18 protein-coding genes are annotated in these 16,594 nt (G+C 68.7%); 8 read left to right on the top strand and 10 right to left on the bottom strand.

Translation table 11 applies throughout. From position 1 onward, the window contains the following. Positions 1-13 precede the first annotated feature (13 nt). Both ASC70_RS03465 and ASC70_RS03460 read left to right on the top strand, forming a co-directional pair. Positions 14-847: a TIGR00282 family metallophosphoesterase gene (locus ASC70_RS03465; protein WP_056046646.1), complete on the top strand. Its 834-nt coding sequence runs from the start codon at positions 14-16 to the stop codon at positions 845-847. Positions 848-913: 66 nt separating this feature from the next. Further along, complete coding sequence (locus ASC70_RS03460) at positions 914-1,327, top strand: organic hydroperoxide resistance protein (protein WP_047403629.1); 414 nt, start codon at positions 914-916, stop codon at positions 1,325-1,327. Between the two features lie 144 nt (positions 1,328-1,471). Here ASC70_RS03460 and ASC70_RS03455 read toward each other — a convergent pair whose 3' ends face one another. Then, the gene (locus ASC70_RS03455; RefSeq protein WP_056046501.1) at positions 1,472-2,122 is read right to left on the bottom strand and encodes a glutathione S-transferase family protein; all 651 of its coding nucleotides are present in this window, start codon (positions 2,120-2,122) and stop codon (positions 1,472-1,474) included. A gap of 153 nt (positions 2,123-2,275) precedes the next feature. On the opposite strand from ASC70_RS03455, the gene ASC70_RS03450 reads away from it, so the two are divergent. Beyond that, entirely contained in the window at positions 2,276-3,031 is a 756-nt protein-coding gene (locus ASC70_RS03450; RefSeq protein WP_056046499.1) for a YebC/PmpR family DNA-binding transcriptional regulator, read from the top strand. Positions 3,032-3,073: 42 nt separating this feature from the next. On the opposite strand, the gene ASC70_RS03445 is transcribed toward ASC70_RS03450, so the two are convergent. Further along, a complete protein-coding gene (locus tag ASC70_RS03445) occupies positions 3,074-4,927 on the bottom strand; it encodes an ABC transporter transmembrane domain-containing protein (protein ID WP_162247180.1) in 1,854 nt (617 codons plus the stop codon). 125 nt (positions 4,928-5,052) lie between these two features. Between ASC70_RS03445 and rpmE the strand changes: the two genes are divergently transcribed. Continuing rightward, positions 5,053-5,277, top strand: coding sequence for a 50S ribosomal protein L31 (rpmE, locus tag ASC70_RS03440; RefSeq protein WP_047403625.1), 225 nt, complete (start codon positions 5,053-5,055; stop codon positions 5,275-5,277). Between the two features lie 79 nt (positions 5,278-5,356). On the opposite strand, the gene ASC70_RS03435 is transcribed toward rpmE, so the two are convergent. Together ASC70_RS03435 and ASC70_RS03430 are read right to left on the bottom strand one after the other, a co-directional pair. Beyond that, positions 5,357-5,770 carry a hypothetical protein gene (locus ASC70_RS03435; protein ID WP_056046495.1) on the bottom strand — a complete coding sequence of 138 codons (414 nt, stop codon included), beginning with the start codon at positions 5,768-5,770 and terminating at the stop codon, positions 5,357-5,359. Between the two features lie 67 nt (positions 5,771-5,837). Further along, positions 5,838-6,332: a YcgN family cysteine cluster protein gene (locus tag ASC70_RS03430; protein ID WP_056046494.1), complete on the bottom strand. Its 495-nt coding sequence runs from the start codon at positions 6,330-6,332 to the stop codon at positions 5,838-5,840. 54 nt (positions 6,333-6,386) lie between these two features. Between ASC70_RS03430 and ASC70_RS03425 the strand changes: the two genes are divergently transcribed. Further along, positions 6,387-8,639: a PBP1A family penicillin-binding protein gene (locus ASC70_RS03425; RefSeq protein ID WP_056046492.1), complete on the top strand. Its 2,253-nt coding sequence runs from the start codon at positions 6,387-6,389 to the stop codon at positions 8,637-8,639. 141 nt (positions 8,640-8,780) lie between these two features. On the opposite strand, the gene ASC70_RS03420 is transcribed toward ASC70_RS03425, so the two are convergent. Then, the gene (locus tag ASC70_RS03420) at positions 8,781-11,126 is read right to left on the bottom strand and encodes a GH92 family glycosyl hydrolase (RefSeq protein WP_056046491.1); all 2,346 of its coding nucleotides are present in this window, start codon (positions 11,124-11,126) and stop codon (positions 8,781-8,783) included. Between the two features lie 162 nt (positions 11,127-11,288). Further along, entirely contained in the window at positions 11,289-11,999 is a 711-nt protein-coding gene (locus ASC70_RS03415) for an aspartate/glutamate racemase family protein (protein ID WP_056046489.1), read from the bottom strand. Positions 12,000-12,056: 57 nt separating this feature from the next. On the opposite strand from ASC70_RS03415, the gene ASC70_RS03410 reads away from it, so the two are divergent. Beyond that, complete coding sequence (locus ASC70_RS03410) at positions 12,057-12,443, top strand: RidA family protein (protein ID WP_056046487.1); 387 nt, start codon at positions 12,057-12,059, stop codon at positions 12,441-12,443. Here the strand turns inward: ASC70_RS03410 and ASC70_RS03405 are convergent. Further along, a complete protein-coding gene (locus ASC70_RS03405; protein WP_056046485.1) occupies positions 12,440-13,165 on the bottom strand; it encodes an ABC transporter permease in 726 nt (241 codons plus the stop codon). The genes ASC70_RS03410 and ASC70_RS03405 overlap by 4 nt on opposite strands. Continuing rightward, on the bottom strand, positions 13,165-14,112 hold the full coding sequence (locus ASC70_RS03400; protein ID WP_056046483.1) for an ABC transporter ATP-binding protein: 948 nt from the start codon (positions 14,110-14,112) through the stop codon (positions 13,165-13,167). The genes ASC70_RS03405 and ASC70_RS03400 overlap by 1 nt, the downstream gene beginning before the upstream one ends. A gap of 92 nt (positions 14,113-14,204) precedes the next feature. Between ASC70_RS03400 and ASC70_RS03395 the strand changes: the two genes are divergently transcribed. Both ASC70_RS03395 and ASC70_RS03390 read left to right on the top strand, forming a co-directional pair. After that, on the top strand, positions 14,205-14,708 hold the full coding sequence (locus ASC70_RS03395; protein ID WP_369815060.1) for a DUF2975 domain-containing protein: 504 nt from the start codon (positions 14,205-14,207) through the stop codon (positions 14,706-14,708). After that, entirely contained in the window at positions 14,708-14,947 is a 240-nt protein-coding gene (locus ASC70_RS03390) for a helix-turn-helix transcriptional regulator (RefSeq protein ID WP_056046481.1), read from the top strand. Before ASC70_RS03395 ends, ASC70_RS03390 begins: the two co-directional genes overlap by 1 nt. Here the strand turns inward: ASC70_RS03390 and ASC70_RS03385 are convergent. Both ASC70_RS03385 and purE read right to left on the bottom strand, forming a co-directional pair. After that, on the bottom strand, positions 14,944-16,029 hold the full coding sequence (locus tag ASC70_RS03385; protein ID WP_056046479.1) for a 5-(carboxyamino)imidazole ribonucleotide synthase: 1,086 nt from the start codon (positions 16,027-16,029) through the stop codon (positions 14,944-14,946). The genes ASC70_RS03390 and ASC70_RS03385 overlap by 4 nt on opposite strands. A 3-nt stretch (positions 16,030-16,032) precedes the next feature. Then, entirely contained in the window at positions 16,033-16,524 is a 492-nt protein-coding gene (gene purE, locus ASC70_RS03380; RefSeq protein WP_056046477.1) for a 5-(carboxyamino)imidazole ribonucleotide mutase, read from the bottom strand. Positions 16,525-16,594 lie beyond the last annotated feature (70 nt).

Below are 16,594 nucleotides of genomic sequence, written 5' to 3'. Positions count from 1 at the left end.
GCATGTCGTTTTTCTGGGACTTCTGATGCGTTTCGCCTTCTTCGGCGATGTCGTCGGCAAGTCGGGCCGCGACGGCCTGGCCGACCATCTGCCTGACCTTCGCCGCCGGCTCTCCCTCGAGTTCGTGATCATCAACGCCGAGAACGCCGCGGCCGGGTTCGGCATCACCGAGAACACCGCCCGCGAGCTGTTCGAGGCCGGGGCCGACTGCCTGACGCTGGGCAACCACAGCTGGGACCAGCGCGAGGCCCTGACCTATATCGTCCGCGAGCCGCGCCTGATCCGTCCGGCCAACTACCCGATCCTGTCGGACGCCCCTGGCCGCGGCAGCCACCTGTTCCAGACCGAGAGCGGCAAGACGGTGTTCGTCGTCAACCTGCTTGGCCGGGTGCACATGGACGCCATGGACGACCCGTTCGCCGCCGCCGACCGCGAGCTGGACAAGGCCCCGCTGGGCCAGGTGGCCGACGCGGTGATCGTCGACATGCACTGCGAGGCGACGTCGGAGAAGATGGCCATGGGCCATTATTGCGACGGCCGCGCCTCGCTGGTGGTCGGCACCCACACCCACGTCCCGACCGCCGACTGCCAGGTCCTGCCCGGCGGCACCGCCTACCAGACCGACGCCGGCGCCTGCGCCGACTACGACAGCGTGATCGGCAACCAGAAGGACGAGCCGCTGCGCCGTTTCACCACCAAGATCAGCGGCGGGCGGTATCAGCCGGCGTCCGGTCCGGCGACGGTGTGCGGCGTGTTTGTCGAGACCGACGACCGTACGGGCCTGGCGAAACGGGTGGAGCCGATCCGGGTGGGCGGAAGGCTGCAGCAGAGCGTTCCGGAGATCTAGGTCAAAGCTTGCAGCCGTCACATCTCAGGTCGCATGATCCCGGCTCCCCCAAAACGGAGCCTCCCCATGACCGACGCCATCTACACCGCTCACGCCCATGCCGTGGGCGGCCGCAACGGGACCGCCAAGTCCGATGACGGGCATCTGGACGTCAAGCTGGCCTTCCCCAAGTCGATGGGCGGCGACGGCAACGGCACTAATCCCGAGCAGCTGTTCGCGGCCGGCTACAGCGCCTGCTTCCTGGGCGCGCTGGGCCTGGTCGCCCGCAACCAGGGCGTCAAGCTGGGCGAGCACAGCCTCGACGCCGAAGTCGACCTGATCAAGGACGAGACCAGCTTCCACGTCGGCGTGCGCCTGAAGCTGAACGCCCCGGAACTGGACCGCGAGACCGCCGAGAAGCTGCTGCACGCGGCTCACGAGGTCTGCCCCTATTCCAAGGCCACGCGCGGCAACGTGGATGTGGCGCTGGAAGTCGCCTGAGCTACCTCCCATCCCCCGACCTCCCCGGCGAAGGCCGGGGTCCAGATGGAAGAACGCTGGGGTGGGTTCTAAAAGCTCAGCGCCTTTCCAATCAGCCCAAGCGCTTCGAGATCTGGGTCCCGGCCTTCGCCGGGAAGGTCGGGTTCATTCCGTCGGGAAGAACTTGAAGAACGGCTCGGCCTCGGTCAGCACGCGCTGGACCGAGGGCCGGGCCTTCAGCCGTTCCAGATAGGCCAGGCACAGCGGCCAGCGGCCCTCGAATGCCTGGACCTTGTCGGCGTAGTACAGGGCCGGCATGGCCGCGCAGTCGGCCAGGCCGAAGTCGCCCAGCATCCAGGTCCGGCCGTCGGCCAGTTCCGTTTCCAGGTGGTCGCAGGCGACCGCCAGCTGGGTGTAGGCCTCGTCGACCCCGAAGCCGTCCTTGGCCTCCGGCGGTCGAATACGGTCGGCGACGATCTTCTGCATCGGCGTCTGGACATAGTTGTCGAAGAACCGATCCCAGAACCGCATTCGCCAGGCGAAGTCCGGAGCCTTGGGCACGAAGCGGATCGGCCCCGGATAGTGGGCGTCCAGATAGTCGAGGATGACGCTGGTCTCGATCACCGTCTCGTCGCGAGCCTCGTCACGCAAGGCCGGCATCTTGCCCATCGGCGACAGCTTCAGGAACGCCGCGCGCCCGGCCGGGTCGCCGAGGTCGACGAGGACGTTCTCGAAGGCGATCTCATTCTCATAGAGACCGATCAGCACCTTCCAGCAGAACGAGGCCAGCGGGTGGGCGTGCAGGGCCAGGTTCATGGCAGATCCTCCAGATACTTAAGTCATTGCCTAACTATCATCGCGCGCGCCGTCCTGCAACCCTCCCCGAAAGACCCCTGGGGGTGACAAAACCCGTCCCCGGACGCTAGAAGCGCCCACACTCCATTTTCAGATCAGAGACAGAGCCTCCGAATGGCCGGCCACTCGAAATTCAAGAACATCATGCACCGCAAGGGCCGCGCCGACGCCGCGCGCTCGAAGCTGTTCTCCAAGCTGTCGCGGGAAATCACCGTCGCGGCCAAGACCGGCCTGCCCGACCCGGCCATGAACCCGCGCCTGCGCCTGGCCGTGAACAACGCCAAGGCCGAGAGCCTGCCCAAGGACGTCATCGACCGCGCGATCAAGAAATCGCAGATGGGCGACGCGGCCGACTATTCTGAAATCCGCTACGAGGGCGTCGCCGCCGGCGGCGTCGGCATCATCGTCGAGGTGCTGACCGACAACAAGAACCGCGCCGCCGCCAATGTCCGCTCCTACTTCACCAAGATGGGCGGCAACATGGGGGCCACCGGCTCGGTGACCTTCAACTTCGACCGCGTCGGCCAGATCAGCTATCCGGCCAAGGTCGCGTCGGAAGACGCCATGATGGAAGCCGCCATCGAGGCCGGCGCCGACGACGTCACCTCGGACATGGACGAGGAGGGCGAGGGCCACACGGTCTACACCGCCTTCGAGGACCTCAACGAGGTGGCGGCCGCCTTGGAAGCCAAGTTCGGCCCGGCGTCGAACACCAAGATCGCCTGGCGTCCGAAGATGCAGGTCCCGGTCACCGGCGACAGCGTCGCCACCCTGATGAAGCTGCTCGACCTGCTGGACGAGGACGACGACGTCCAGGCGGTGTACTCGAACGAGGACATCAGCGACGAGGACCTAGCCAAGCTGGGCTAGCGAACTATCCCCTTCTCCCTCGCGGGAGAAGGGTCGCCATCCTTACGCCGCCTCGACCCCGAATTGCAGCCTGGCCAGGCGCGCGTAGAGCCCGCCCTTGGCGAACAGCTCGGCGTGGGTGCCCTGCTCGACGACGCGGCCGTTCTCCATCACCACAATCCGGTCGGCCTTCAGCACCGTGGCCAGGCGGTGGGCGATGACCAGGGTCGTGCGGCCTTCCATGGCGGCGGTCAGGGCCTGCTGCACCAGGCGCTCGCTCTCGGCGTCGAGCGCGCTGGTGGCCTCGTCCAGCAGCAGGATCGGCGCTTGGCGCACCAAGGCGCGGGCGATGGCCAGGCGCTGGCGCTGACCGCCCGACAGGGTCTTGGCGCGCTCGCCGACCGGGGTGTCGAAGCCTTGCGGCAAGGCGGACAGGAAGCCGGACGCCTGGGCGGCCTCGGCGGCGGCGCGCAGCTCGGCGTCGGTGGCGTCCTCGCGGCCGAAGCGGATGTTGTCCAGGGCCGAGCCGGAGAACAGCGGCGAGTCCTGGGCCACCAGGGCCATGCGAGCCCTCACCTCTTCAGGCGCGGCGTCGCGCAGGTCGACGCCATCCAGGCGGATGGCGCCGCTCTGCGGGTCATAGAAGCGCAGGAGAAGGCGCAGGACGGTGCTCTTGCCCGCGCCCGAGGGGCCGACCAGGGCGACCGTCTCGCCGGGCTTCACGGCCAGGTCAAAGCCGTTCAGGGCCGGCAGGTCCGGGCGACCGGGATAGGCGAAGACCACGTTCTCGAAAGCGATCGCGCCGCGCGCCGGGACCGGCAGGACCGTGGGCGCCGGCGGGGCGGCGATGTCGGGCTTAGCGTTCAGCAGGTCGGCGATGCGGTCCATGGCCCCCGAGGCCTTCTGGACGTCGCCCCAGACCTCGCCCAGGGCCCCGATCGAGCCGGCGGCCATCACCGCCAGCATGGCGAACTGGGCCAGGGTGCCGCCGGTCATCTCGCCCGACAGCACGAGCCGCGCGCCGGTCCACAGCAAAAGGGTGACGCCGCCGAACGCCAGGGTGATGACCATGGCCGTCATGCTGGCCCGCGTGGTGATCCGGCGGACCGAGGCCTTGTAGGCTTCCTCCACCGCCAGGCCGAACCGCGCCGACGAGGCCGACTCACGGCCGAAGGCCTGCACCGTCTCGAGGGCGTCCAGGCTCTCGCCGGCATAGCCGACCGCGTCCGCGAACCGATCCTGAGCGGTGACGGTCAGCTTGCGCACGCGGCGACCGACCAGGAACATCGGCGCCAGGATCACCGGCACCATCAGCATGATGAAGCCCGCCAGCTTGGGCGAGACCAGCACCATGTAGCCGAGCCCGCCGACCAGGCTAAGGATGTTGCGCAGGGCGACCGAGGCCGAGACCCCGACCAGTTGCTCGACCAGGCTGACGTCGGTGGTCAGGCGCGACAGCACCTCACCGGTACGGGTCTTCAGGAAGTACTGCTGGTCCAGGCCCAGGGTGTGGCCGTAGAGCGCCCGGCGCAGATCGGCCACGACGCGCTCGCCCAGGCGGGTGATGAAAAAGAACCGCGAAGCCGTGGCGATCGCCAGCACCAGCGCCACCGCGCCCAGGCCGACGAACGCACTGTTGATCTCCGCGCCCTGGCCCGAGGCGAATCCGTGGTCGATCACGCCCTTGAAGGCCGCCGTCAGCCCCAGGGTCGCGCCGGTCGAGAACAGCAGGAAGAAGCCCGCCGCCAGCCCATCGCCCTTGTGGGCGGCCACGAACGGCAGCAGATGCGCCAGCGGGCGGATGTCCTTGCGACGCGGCCGGCGGGCCTTGGCCTCGGCCATGCCTTGGACCAATTCGGCCCCCGCGCCGGGTCGGCCGTCGGCCTTTTGCTCGCCGCCGTTCACGTCGGTCATCAACAGTCCCTTGCCAAAATCGCGCGGGTTCTTTATAGCCGCGCGTCTTCGAGGGCCACCCCGCACGTACGCGGGCGGCCCTCACTCACCATTTTCAGTCGCCGCCGTAGTCGGTCCGGATCGCCGCCATGAAACAAGACATTCACCCCGACTATCACTTCATCACCGTCACCATGACCGACGGCTCGAGCTATCAAACGCGCTCGACCTACGGCAAGGAAGGCGCGACGCTGGCGCTGGACATCGATCCGCGCACGCACCCGGCGTGGACCGGCGGCAACGCCCACCTGATGGACCGCGGCGGCCGCGTCTCGCGCTTCAACGCCAAGTTCGCCGGTTTCACGAAGAAATAAGAAGCCTCGCGCTTCTCGCCGTAAGGGCGACGAAAAGCCGGCTCCGCGATCGCGGGCCGGCTTTTTCTGTGTCTGGAGGTCAGGCAAACGCCCAAGCCGGGTCCGGGTCGTCGGAGGCTTTGATCGGACGGCGGATGCGCCGGCTCCGCGCGGCGCGCGGCCGGGCCGCGAATCGGCGCTGGACGATGCTGGCGGCATGGGCCTTGAGCCCCCGCCAGCCTGGCGCCAGCCGGGTGACGATCAGGGTCGCCGCGAACAGCTCGACCCAGCCGACGATGTCGAAAGCCAACACCCAGACCAGGTCGGCGATCATCAGCTCGGCGGCGAAGATGGCGAAGCCCAGCACGATCGCGACGGCCGCCGCCCTTTGCCAGGTCATCGTGTCGAGCCAGCGCGCTGGCGCCTCGACCAGCATGCGCCAGAGCCCTCCGCCGGGGCTTCTGGCGACGACCAAGGCCAAGAGCCCGATCAGGGCGGCGAGCAGCAGCGACATGCGGGCGGTGTCCGGTGGAAGCTCCACCGGAAATGGGGAAGCCCGGGCCGCCCGCAAGCGCGCGTCGTCAGTCTTCGCCGTCTTCCGGCTCGTACAGGTCGTCCCCGCGATCGCGCATCAGGTCCGTGGCGACGAAGTCCATGGCGTCCTCGGCGTCGACGAAGCTGAGTTCCGACACCGTCTGGTCGCGCACCGACACGCCGGCCTTGTGCGTGCTGTCCGGATCGCCGGTGATCAGCGGATGCCAGCGCGGCAGGTCCTTGCCCTCGTGGATCCGGCGATAGGCGCACGAGGGCGGCATCCACTCCAGATCCTCGATATTGTGCGGCGTCAGCTTGATGCAGTCCGGCACCGTCTTGCGGCGGTTCGGGTAGTCCTTGCACCGGCACAGGTGCTCGTCGAACAGCTGGCAATGCACCCGCGTGGGGATGATTTCGCCGGTGTCTTCGTCTTCGAAGCGAACTAGGCAGCAGAGACCGCAGCCGTCGCATAGGCTCTCCCACTCGGGGACGGTCATCTCGGAGAGCGTCTTCGTCTCCCAGAAAGGTTTGCGTGGCGTCATGTCGCCGTCCTAAACCCGATTTACCCGGCGACCAAACAGAGCCTGACGCAAACCGTGAACGACTGGACGCTGCCGCCCTACAAGTTCGACGACAAGGAGCCGCGCAAACCCGCGCCGGCGCCGGGCGCTGGCGCGTCGCCGCCGCCCCCGCACGACCCCGCCGTTCACGATCCCCCCTCTCACGATCCATGGACTCCGGAACCGCCGCTGCAGGATCCGTTCCGCCTTTCGCCTCCGGCCGCGACCACACGGCCACCTCCCCCCCCTCCCCCGCCCGAGGAGCCCTTCCGCGCCGACCTCAAGCACCACGCCGCCAGGAAGAAGGCCCGCAAGTGGGGCTGGATCTGGGGCGTGGTTCTGGTCGCGCTGCTGGCCGGGGTGCTCGCCGTCGGCGGCGGGGCCGGCTATGTCTGGTTCAAGTATCTGAAGGACACGCCGCCGCTGCCGACGCGCGACGCCCTGTTCGCGGTCAATCGCGCGCCCGGCATTCGCTTCGAGGACCGCAACGGCCAGGTGATCGCCACGCGCGGCCCGCGCTATGGCCAGCGCATCACCCTTGGGGGCGTGCCCAACTACGTGCCCCTGGCCTTCCTGGCCGCCGAGGACCGGCGCTTCTACAAGCATGGCCCCATCGACGCCCAGGGCATCGTCCGGGCCGCCTGGGTCAACTGGCGCGGCGGACGGACCAAGCAAGGCGCCTCGACCCTGACCCAGCAGCTGGCCAAGGGCCTGTTCCTGACGCCCGACCGGGTGGTCAAGCGCAAGCTGCAGGAGATGCTGCTGGCCTGGAAGCTGGAGCAGGTGCTGAGCAAGGACGAGATCCTCGAGCTCTATCTGAACCGCATCTATTTCGGGGCCGGCACCTATGGCGTCGACGGGGCGTCCCAGACCTATTTCGGCAAGCCCGCCAGCCAGCTGACCCTGTCGGAGTCGGCGCTGCTGGCCAGCCTGCCCAAGGCGCCCTCGCGCCTGGCCTTGACCAACGACATGGAGCGCGCCCTGGCCCGCTCGCGCCTGATCCTGGCCAACATGCGCAAGGAAGGCTGGATCACGTCCGAGCAGGAGAGTCGCGCGCTGGACGACACCCCGCGCCTGTCGCCGCTGGCCCTGCAGGACGAGGGCGACTACGGCTGGGTGCTGGACTACGCCACCACCGAGGCGGTGAAAATCGCCGGCCAGAACGCGCCGGACCTGGTCGTGCGCCTGACCATCGATCCGGTCTTGCAGCACGAGGGCGCCGAGGTCGTGCGCCAGACCATGGCCACCGAGACCACCCGCTCGGGCGCCAGCCAGGCGGCCCTGCTGTCGCTGTCGGCGGACGGGGCTATCCGGGCCATGGTCGGCGGCACGAGCTACAGCGAGAGCCCGTTCAACCGCGCCGTCCAGGCCAAGCGCCAGCCGGGCTCGACCTTCAAGCCGTTCATCTACGCCGCCGCCGTCGAGAAGGGCGTGCTGCCGACCGACATCCGCGTCGACGAACCCGTGAAGTTCGGCGACTGGGCGCCGGAGAACTACAGCGGCGGCTATCGCGGACCGATGACCGTCGAACAGGCCCTGATCACCTCGACCAACACCGTGGCCGTGAAGCTGGGCCGGGAAGCCGGTGGCGCGGCCATCGGCGACCTGGTCCGCCGCTTCGGCATCACCAGCCTGCCACCCGCGCCCGACCTGTCGGTGGCGCTGGGCTCGTACGAGGTCAATCTGCTGCAGCTGACCTCGGGCTTCCAAGTGTTCCAGCAGGGCGGCGTGCGGCTGGAGCCCTACGTCATCGAGTCGATCATGACCCAGGGCGGCCAGCCCGTCTTCGCCCACCAGCCGCCGGCCGCCGAACGCCGCGTCTACGACATCGGCCACGCCAGCATCATGGTGAAGATGATGGAGAAGGTGGTCTCGCAGGGCACCGCCAAGCGCGCCGCCTTCGGTCGCCCGGCCGCGGGCAAGACCGGCACCAGCCAGAACTGGCGCGACGCCTGGTTCGTCGGCTTCACCCCCGACTACGTGACCGGCGTCTGGGTCGGCAATGACGACGAGAAGCCGATGAACAAGGTGGTCGGCGGCGACATCCCGGCCAGCATCTGGCGCCGCTTCATGCTGACCGCCCACCAGACCCTGGCGGTGCGCGACTTCGACTGGCTGCTGCCCGACCCCGCGCCGCAGATCGAGCCCGACCCGCGCAACGGCTATTACGAGACCCTGTCGGCCGAGTTCGCCCGGGCGGCCTCGGAACTGGAGAGTGCGGGACAGGCGGAACCGCCGGCTACGGCCCCAGTTCCGGGGCAGCCGGCGCAGGAGAACTTGCCTTACTAGGATTTTCCTTCTCCCCTTGCGGGAGAAGGTGTCGGCGAGGCCGACGGATAAGGGGTCGATAGGCGTTTCCGAATAGCGGAGCGCAACCCCTCACCCGACCCGCTCCGCGGGCCACCCTCTCCCGCAAGGGGAGAGGGAACCCTACCGGTACCCCGTCGACGACGTCGGCCGATCTTGCACCCTCGTCGCCCACGCCTTGTTCGGCGTGGCGCTCATCGTGAACACCAGCTCCCCGCCCGCCACGATCTCGTCGTGCTTCAGGAAGGCCCGGGTCAGCGGCTTGCCGTTCAGGGTGACCTTGCCGACGTAGGGCCGCGCGTCCGCCAGCCCCTCGGTCCGCACCGTGAAGCGCTTGCCGTTCGGCAGGTTCAGCGCCGCCTTGTCCACGAACGGCCGACCGATCGCATATTCGTTGGAGGCCGGGGTGACCGGATAGAAGCCCAGGCTGGTGAACATCAGCCAGGCCGACATCTGGCCCAGGTCGTCATTGCCGGAGAGACCGTCCGGCGTCGGCTTGTACTGGGTCTTGATGATCTGGCTCAGGCGGGCCTGGGTGCGCCACGGCGCGCCGGCATAGTCGTACATGTAGGCGACGTGGTGGCTGGGCTCATTGCCGTGGATGTACTGGCCGATCAGGCCGGCGATGTCCTCGGCGTGCGAGTAGTCGATCTTCGAGTTGTCGAAATCGAACATGGCGTCCAGCTTCTTGACCGTCGCCGCGTCGCCGCCCAGCGCCTTCACGATCCCGCCCAGGTCCTGCGGCGCGAACCACGAATATTGCCAGGCGTTGCCCTCGGTATAGTCCGAGCCGTAGTTGATGGCGGTCGGGTTGAACGGCTCGCGATAGGTCCCGTCGCTCTTGCGGGCCCGCAGGAAGCCGGTCTTCACGTCGAAGCTGTTGCGCCAATAGCTGGCGCGCTTCTCGAAGGCCTTGGCCACCTCATCCTGGCCCATGTCCCTGGCCATGCGGGCGATCGTCCAGTCGTCATAGGCGTATTCGACCGTCTTGGACGCCGCCTCCGGCTCCTTGTCGATCGGGACGTAGCCCAGCTTCATATAGTCGCCGAGACCGCCATAGGGCGCGTAGGTGGCGCTCTTGACCATGGCGTCCAGCGCCGCCTTGCCGTCGTATCCGCGGATGCCCTTCATCCAGGCGTCGGCGATGACCGGCACGGCGTGGTAGCCGATCATCGTCCAGGTCTCCTGGCCGTGGAATTGCCAGACCGGCAGGATGCCGTACGGGCTCTGGCGCTGCGAGGCGATCAGCGAATTGACCACGTCGTTGGTGTAGTCGGCCGGCTGCACCAAGGTCAGCAGCGGATGCTCGGCCCGGAAGGTGTCCCACAGCGAGAAGGTCGAGTGGAAGGTGAACGGCCGGCCATCCAGCTTGCCCTCGTGCACCTGATCGTCGGTCCCGCGATAGCGGCCGTCGGCGTCGGCGAACACGCTGGGGGCCAGCAGGGTGTGGTAGAGGGCCGTGTAGAGGGTTTTCCGCATCGGGGCCGGGGCCTCGATGTCGACCGCCCCCAGGGCCTTCTCCCAGGCGCTCCGGGCGCGGGCGCGTTGGGCGTCGAAGTCGAAGCCGGGCTCGTCGCTGGCCAGGTTGGCGATCGCCCCGTCCTCGCTGACCGACGACAGCGCCACCTTCACCGTCAGCGGCCCGTCGATCTGGCCGAAGTCGAAGACCCCGACCAGAGCCCGGCCCTGGACTTGAGCCCGATCCTCCGGCGTGCGTCCCGGCTGGGCGAAGCCCTTGTAGGGGATGTCCGCCTCGCGGTTGTGGAAGGCCTGGCCCACCAGCGGCTTGTCGAAGCGGATGGCGAAGAACAGCTTGCGGCCCGGCGCCCAGCCGCGCGTCTCGCGATAGCCGGTGACCGTCCCGTCCTGCGCCACGCGCAGCCGCGACCACAGCACCTTGCCCGGATAGTTGTAGATCGAGCTGCGCAGGTCGATCAGCACCTGGGCCCGCTGGCCCTTCTGGAAGGTGTAGCGGTGCAGGCCGGTGCGCAAGCCCGCCGTCAGCTCGGCCCGCACCTGGCTGTCGCTGAGCGTGACCGCGTAGTAGCCCGGCTGGGCGACCTCGGTGTCGTGGCTGTAGCGCGAGCGATAGCCCGAGCCCGGCTTGTCGGCCTCGCCCGGCTCCAGTTTCGCCTCGCCCGCAACAGGGGTCAGCAGGATGTCGCCGAGATCCGAATGGCCCGCGCCCGAGAAGTGCGTGTGCGAGAAGCCTAGGATGGTCGGGTCCCCGAACCGGTAGCCGGCCGCGCGGGCATAGCTCTGCTTGAACGGCAGGATCTCGGTGTCGGGGCTGAGCTGCACCATCCCGAACGGAACCACCGCCCCCGGAAAGGTGTGGCCGTCGCCGCCCGTGCCGATGAAGGGGTCGACGGCGTCGTAGGCGCTGGAGATCTGGGCCAGGACGGGACTCGCCGCCAGAAGAGGAAGGCTGGCGAGCAGGGCGAGACCCGACACTGAACAGAGGCGCATTCGGAAACTCCGCAACTTGAGCGGGGCACCCTAGCAGCGCATTTCATCGTGTCATCCCGGCCGTAGCGAAGCGCAGAGCCGGGACCCAGGGGCGGCCACACTGCGCCGGCCCCTGGGTCCCGGACAGCCTCTGCGAGGCTTCCGGGATGACACGGATACCGCCTAGCGCGTTTGCGAGAGCGCCCGCTCCACCGCCGCCATCGCGTGCAAGGTCGTGGTGTCGAACACCGGCACGGGGCTGTCGGCCTGGCCGATCAGCAGCATGATCTCGGTACAGCCCAGAATGATCGCTTCCGCGCCCCGTTCGACCAATCTCCCGATCGCCGCCTTGTAGATCTCGCGTGAGGCGTCCAGCACCCGGCCGGCGACCAGCTCCTCATAGATGATCCGGTGTACGGCCGCGCGATCGTCGGCGCCGGGGGTCAGCACCGTCAGGCCGTGCTTGGTCTCCAGCCGGCCACGATAGAAGTCGTGCTCCATGGTGAAGGCCGTGCCCAGCAGGCCCACGGTCGAGAGGCCCGTCGCCTTGATCGCCTCGCCGGTCGGGTCGGCGATGTGCAGCAGCGGGATGTGGACCGCCGCCTCGATGGCGTCGGCCTCACGGTGCATGGTGTTGGTGCACAGCACCAGGAACTCGGCCCCGCCGGCTTCCAGCGCCCGGGCCGCGTCGGCCAGACGCCGCGACAGCTCGGGCCAGCGGCCGGCGTGCTGCAGATGCTCGATCTCGGCGAAGTCGAACGACCACATCAGGGTCCGCGCCGAGGCTACGCCGCCCACGCGGTCGCGCACCGCCTCGTTGATCAGCCGATAATATTGGGCCGAGCTTTCCCAGCTCATGCCGCCGATCAATCCGATGAGCGCCTGTTCGGCCATGCCCGTGTCACCTACCCTATGGTCAGCTTCGCCTAACGAACTCGAGGACGAGACGCCATGGAAACCGTGACCCACAATCCGACCGAGGGCGTCTACACGACCACCGACGACTACGTCCACGCCATCGAGGTGCGCAATCCCCAGCGCCTGCTCTATGTCGCCGGCACCATGGGGTTGGAGGCCAATGGCGAGCCAGGCGCGACCCTGGAGCGCCAGCTGGAGCTGCTGTGGGACAATCTGCGCGCCATCCTGAAGAGCGCCGACATGACGGTGGACAACATCGTGCGCCTGACCAGCTATCTGCGCGACGTCGCCTATGTCGAGGCCAACGGCGCCGCCCGCGTGAAGGCCCTGGGCGACCGCCGCATCCCAACCACCGCCATCATCGTCCAGACCCTGTCCGAGGACTGGCTGGTCGAGCTGGAGATCGTCGCGGCGGCCTAGAGCACCTCGCGCCGCGCCAGGTGGGCGACCGCCAGGGCCAGCATCACCAGCCCCAGCCCGCCCCCCAGGGCCAGAGCCGTTTCCACGCGCCAAACCTCCTTGGCCATCATGTTGACCGGCATCTGCCAGGGAAAGAACACCCCTTCCTTGGCCGAGGTAGCGACGACCGAAAAGAACGTCCCACCGATGCCCAGCGCCAGGGCCGGAACGAAGCTGGCGAAGCGCAAGGCGGTCCATAGCTGGATGGCGATCATCAGGATGGCGGCGGCCACGATCTTGGCGTTGACCAGCAGCAGCTTCGCCACGTCCGGCGATCCCGTCGGCGCCACGGCGGGCTTGAGCACGCTCGCGACCGAAACCGAGGTCCAGGTCAGCGCCAAATTCAAGCCAGTCATGACGATGACGATCGCGATCACGCACAGGGCCTTGGCGGCGTAGATCCGCCACCGGGGGACCGGCAGGGACCGCAGGTGATCCCAGGCGCGCGGGCCGTGCTCCATGTGCGCGACCAGAGCGGTCAGCGCCGTCACGCTCATCGGCAGCATGAAGAAGGCCCAGGTGGTGGTCGCTCCTTGCAGGAACATGTCCCACGGCGCGGCCCGCTGGCCGCGCAGCACGATGAAGAACGCGAGGAAGGCGATCAGCGACGGCGCGGCCAGGGCCAGGAGGCTCGCCAGCGAGCGGTTCAGCTTGCGGATTTCGACAGACAGGACAGCGAGCATCAGGCGGCCTCGGCTTGGTGCTGAGCGGGACGTTGGGCGGGCGCGGCCACGCGGCGGTAGATGTCCTCCAGCGAGCGCGCGCGGGGGCCGATGGCGAAGACGGAAAGGCCCGCCTGAACCAGGGCGCGATTGAGCGCGGCGACCGCCCGGTCGATGTTCTCCCCTGGGCGTAGAGCCGCCGAAAGGCCGTTTTCGGTCGCGAAGGCCACGAGGTCGTGGCCGGCCAGCAGGGCTGCGGCGCGGACGTCATCGTCGGTTCGCAAGACGATCTCGGGCGCCAGGTCGGCCTTCAGCCGGGCGAGCTCGCCCTCCAGCGCCAGCTTGCCGTCATTGACGACGCCGACGTGGGTGGCGGTCTGTTCGATCTCCCCCAGCAGGTGGCTGGACAGCAGCACCGTCGCGCCGGTGCGCTCGGGCAGGGCCTTCAGGAAGCGGCGCATGTCGGCGATGCCGTCGGGGTCGAGGCCGTTGGTCGGCTCGTCCAGCACCAGCACCGGCGGCGCGCCCAGCATGGCCCTGGCCAGCCCCAGCCGCTGGCGCATGCCCAGCGAATAGCCGCCGACCTTGCGGCCGGCGTCGGCCCGCATCTCGACGACCTCCAGAACCCGATCGATCTCGGTCCCAGGCGTCCCCAGCAGGGTCGCGGTCAGGGCCAGGTTCTCGGCGCCGGTCAGATTGACGTAGAACCCGTGGGCCTCCAGCAGGGCCCCGACCTGCCGCGCCGCGGCGATCCGGTCGCGGGCGACATTCAGTCCACAGACACGGGCCACGCCCACGGTCGGCCGGATCAGGCCCAGCACCATCTTCAACGTCGTGGTCTTGCCTGCGCCGTTGCGGCCCAGGAAGCCGTAGACGGCCTGTTTCGGCACGGTCATCGACACATCGTCCACCGCCAGGCGGTTTCCAAAGCGTCGGGTCAGGCCTTCGGTCTCGATGGCGGCGGGCATGGAGGGGCGCTCGTCCGTTTAAGTCTCATATAAAGTTGCGAAGCGATCGTCTTTAAGTCAAGATTAAAGATGAGACAGGTTGGGAGGCCGCCGTGAGCGCCAAGGACGCCGATAAATTCCGCCGCATGTGCAGCCAGTTCCGCTGGCTGGCCGTGTTCATGGTGATCAGCGTCGGCCTGCTGCTGGCGTTCATGGCCTGGATCGCGCCGCTGCTGCTGATGGCGCTGCACCGGCCGTCGGCGCCTTCCCCCGCCAAGATACTGGCCGTGACGATCCAGTACGCGCCGGCCGCCTGCTACCTGTTCGGGGTGTGGTCGATCGGCCAAGCGCTGGGCGAGGTCGCCAAAGGCCGGCTGATCCAAGCCGCCCTGCCCTCGGCCTTGCGCCGCGTCGGCCTGGCCCTGGGGGTCGGCGGCGTGGCCAGCGTCTTCGTGGTCATCAACCTGATGCGGCTGGTCGGTGCGGACAAGCGCAGCTATCTGAACTTCGACGTGGCCGGCATGACGCTGGGCATGATCGGCGGCGCCCTGTTCCTGCTGGGCCGCGTGATGGACCAGGCCCTGGCGGCGCAGGCCGAACTTGACGAGATGATCTGATGCCGGTTCGCGTCACCCTGGACGCCCTGATCGTCGCCAAGGGCCTGAAGGCCCGGGACCTGGCCCAGGAGGTCGGCCTCAGCGAGACCCAGCTGTCGCTGTTCCGCTCGGGCAAGGTGAAGGGCATCCGCTTCCGCACCCTGGCCCGCCTGTGCGCGGCCCTGGGATGCCGGCCGGGCGACCTACTGGACTATGCGTTCGACGCCTCGGACCTGACGGCTTCGGACGAGGGAGACTAGTCCCGCAGCGACCGCAGCCGGTTCACGTGGCCCATCTTGCGTCCGGGCCGGGCCTCGCCCTTGCCGTAGAGGTGGACGCGGGTCTCGGGTTCGGCGGCCAGCTTCTTCCAGGCGTCGACGTCGGCGCCCAGCAGGTTGGTCATCTCGACATGGGCGTGGGGCTGGGTGGGGCCCAGCGGCCAGCCGGCCACGGCGCGGATGTGCTGCTCGAACTGGTCGACCTCGCAGCCGTCCTGGGTCCAATGGCCGGTGTTGTGGACGCGCGGAGCGAACTCGTTGACCAGCAGCTTGCCGCCGGCCAGTTCGAAGAGCTCGACCCCGATGACGCCGACATAGTCCAGGGCGGTCAGGATCTTGATGGCGATGGTCTCGGCCTGATCACGGGTGGCCGGCGTGACCTTGGCGGGCGCGGAGGTGCGCTTGAGCACGCCGCCCTCGTGGTGGTTCTCCGACAGCGGATAGCAGGCGATCTCACCGTCGCGGCCGCGCGCGGCGATCACCGACAGTTCCCGGCCGAAGTCGGCGGGCGCTTCGAGAATGGCGCTCTGGCGGCCGATCTTGTCGAACGAGGCCTGCGCGTCGGCGGCCTTCTGGATCCAGGCCTGGCCCTTGCCGTCGTAGCCCTCGCGACGGGTCTTCAGCAGCGACGGAGCGCCGATCTTGGCCAGCGCTTCGGCCAGGCTGTCGCCGTCATGGACAGCCGCGAAGGCCACGGTCGGCACGCCGATCTCGGCCAGGAAGCTTTTTTCGACCACCCGGTCCTGGGCGGCGGCCAGGGCCTTAGCGCCCGGCGAGACGATCGCGCCCAGCGAAGCGAGTTCAGAGACCGTGTCGGCCGGGACGTTCTCGAACTCGTAGGTGACGACGTCGCACGCCTCGGCCAAGCGCTTCAGGGCCCAGCGGTCGTCGTAGGACGCGACGATCTGGCGGGCGGCGACGCGGCCGGCGGGCGAGTTCTCCTCGGGATCCAGGATCACCGCGTCGAAGCCCAGTCGCGCGGCGGCCAGGGCCAGCATGCGGCCCAGTTGCCCCCCGCCGAGGATGCCGATGGTCGAGCCGGGAACCAGGGGGAACGAAGCCATGTCTTAGTCCTCGACGCTCTCGGCGACGCTGTCGGTCTGGGCCGCGCGGAAGGCCGCCAGGCGCTGGGCCAGCGCCGCGTCCGACAGGGCCAGGATCTGGGCGGCCAACAGGCCCGCATTCTTGGCCCCCGCTTCGCCGATCGCCAAGGTCGCCACGGGGATCCCGCCCGGCATCTGCACGATCGACAGCAGGCTATCCAGGCCGCTCAGCGCCTTGGACTGCACCGGCACGCCCAGCACCGGCAGATTGGTCATCGAGGCGGCCATGCCCGGCAGGTGCGCCGCGCCGCCGGCTCCGGCGATGATCACCTTGAACCCGGCGTCTTGCGCGCCCGTGGCGAAGTCGAACAGGCGCTGGGGGGTGCGGTGGGCCGAGATCACCTTGGCCTCGTAGGCGACGCCCAGGGCGTCCAGCGCGTCGGCCGCGCCCTTCATCGTCGGCCAGTCCGAACGGCTGCCCATGATGATGGCGACAGGCGGCGTGGTCGAAGGCATCGGCGTCGTCTCTTTCGGCGGCGGCGGATGAAAGCCGCCCCGTATGCGCGTCCGGGCTCCATGCGCAAGC

Origin of the sequence: Caulobacter sp. Root343 (assembly GCF_001425745.1) — a bacterium.
In the GTDB taxonomy this organism is placed as follows: domain Bacteria; phylum Pseudomonadota; class Alphaproteobacteria; order Caulobacterales; family Caulobacteraceae; genus Caulobacter.
The sequence above is the reverse complement of the archived record's forward strand: the minus strand, read 5'-3'. Positions and strand labels throughout refer to the sequence as shown.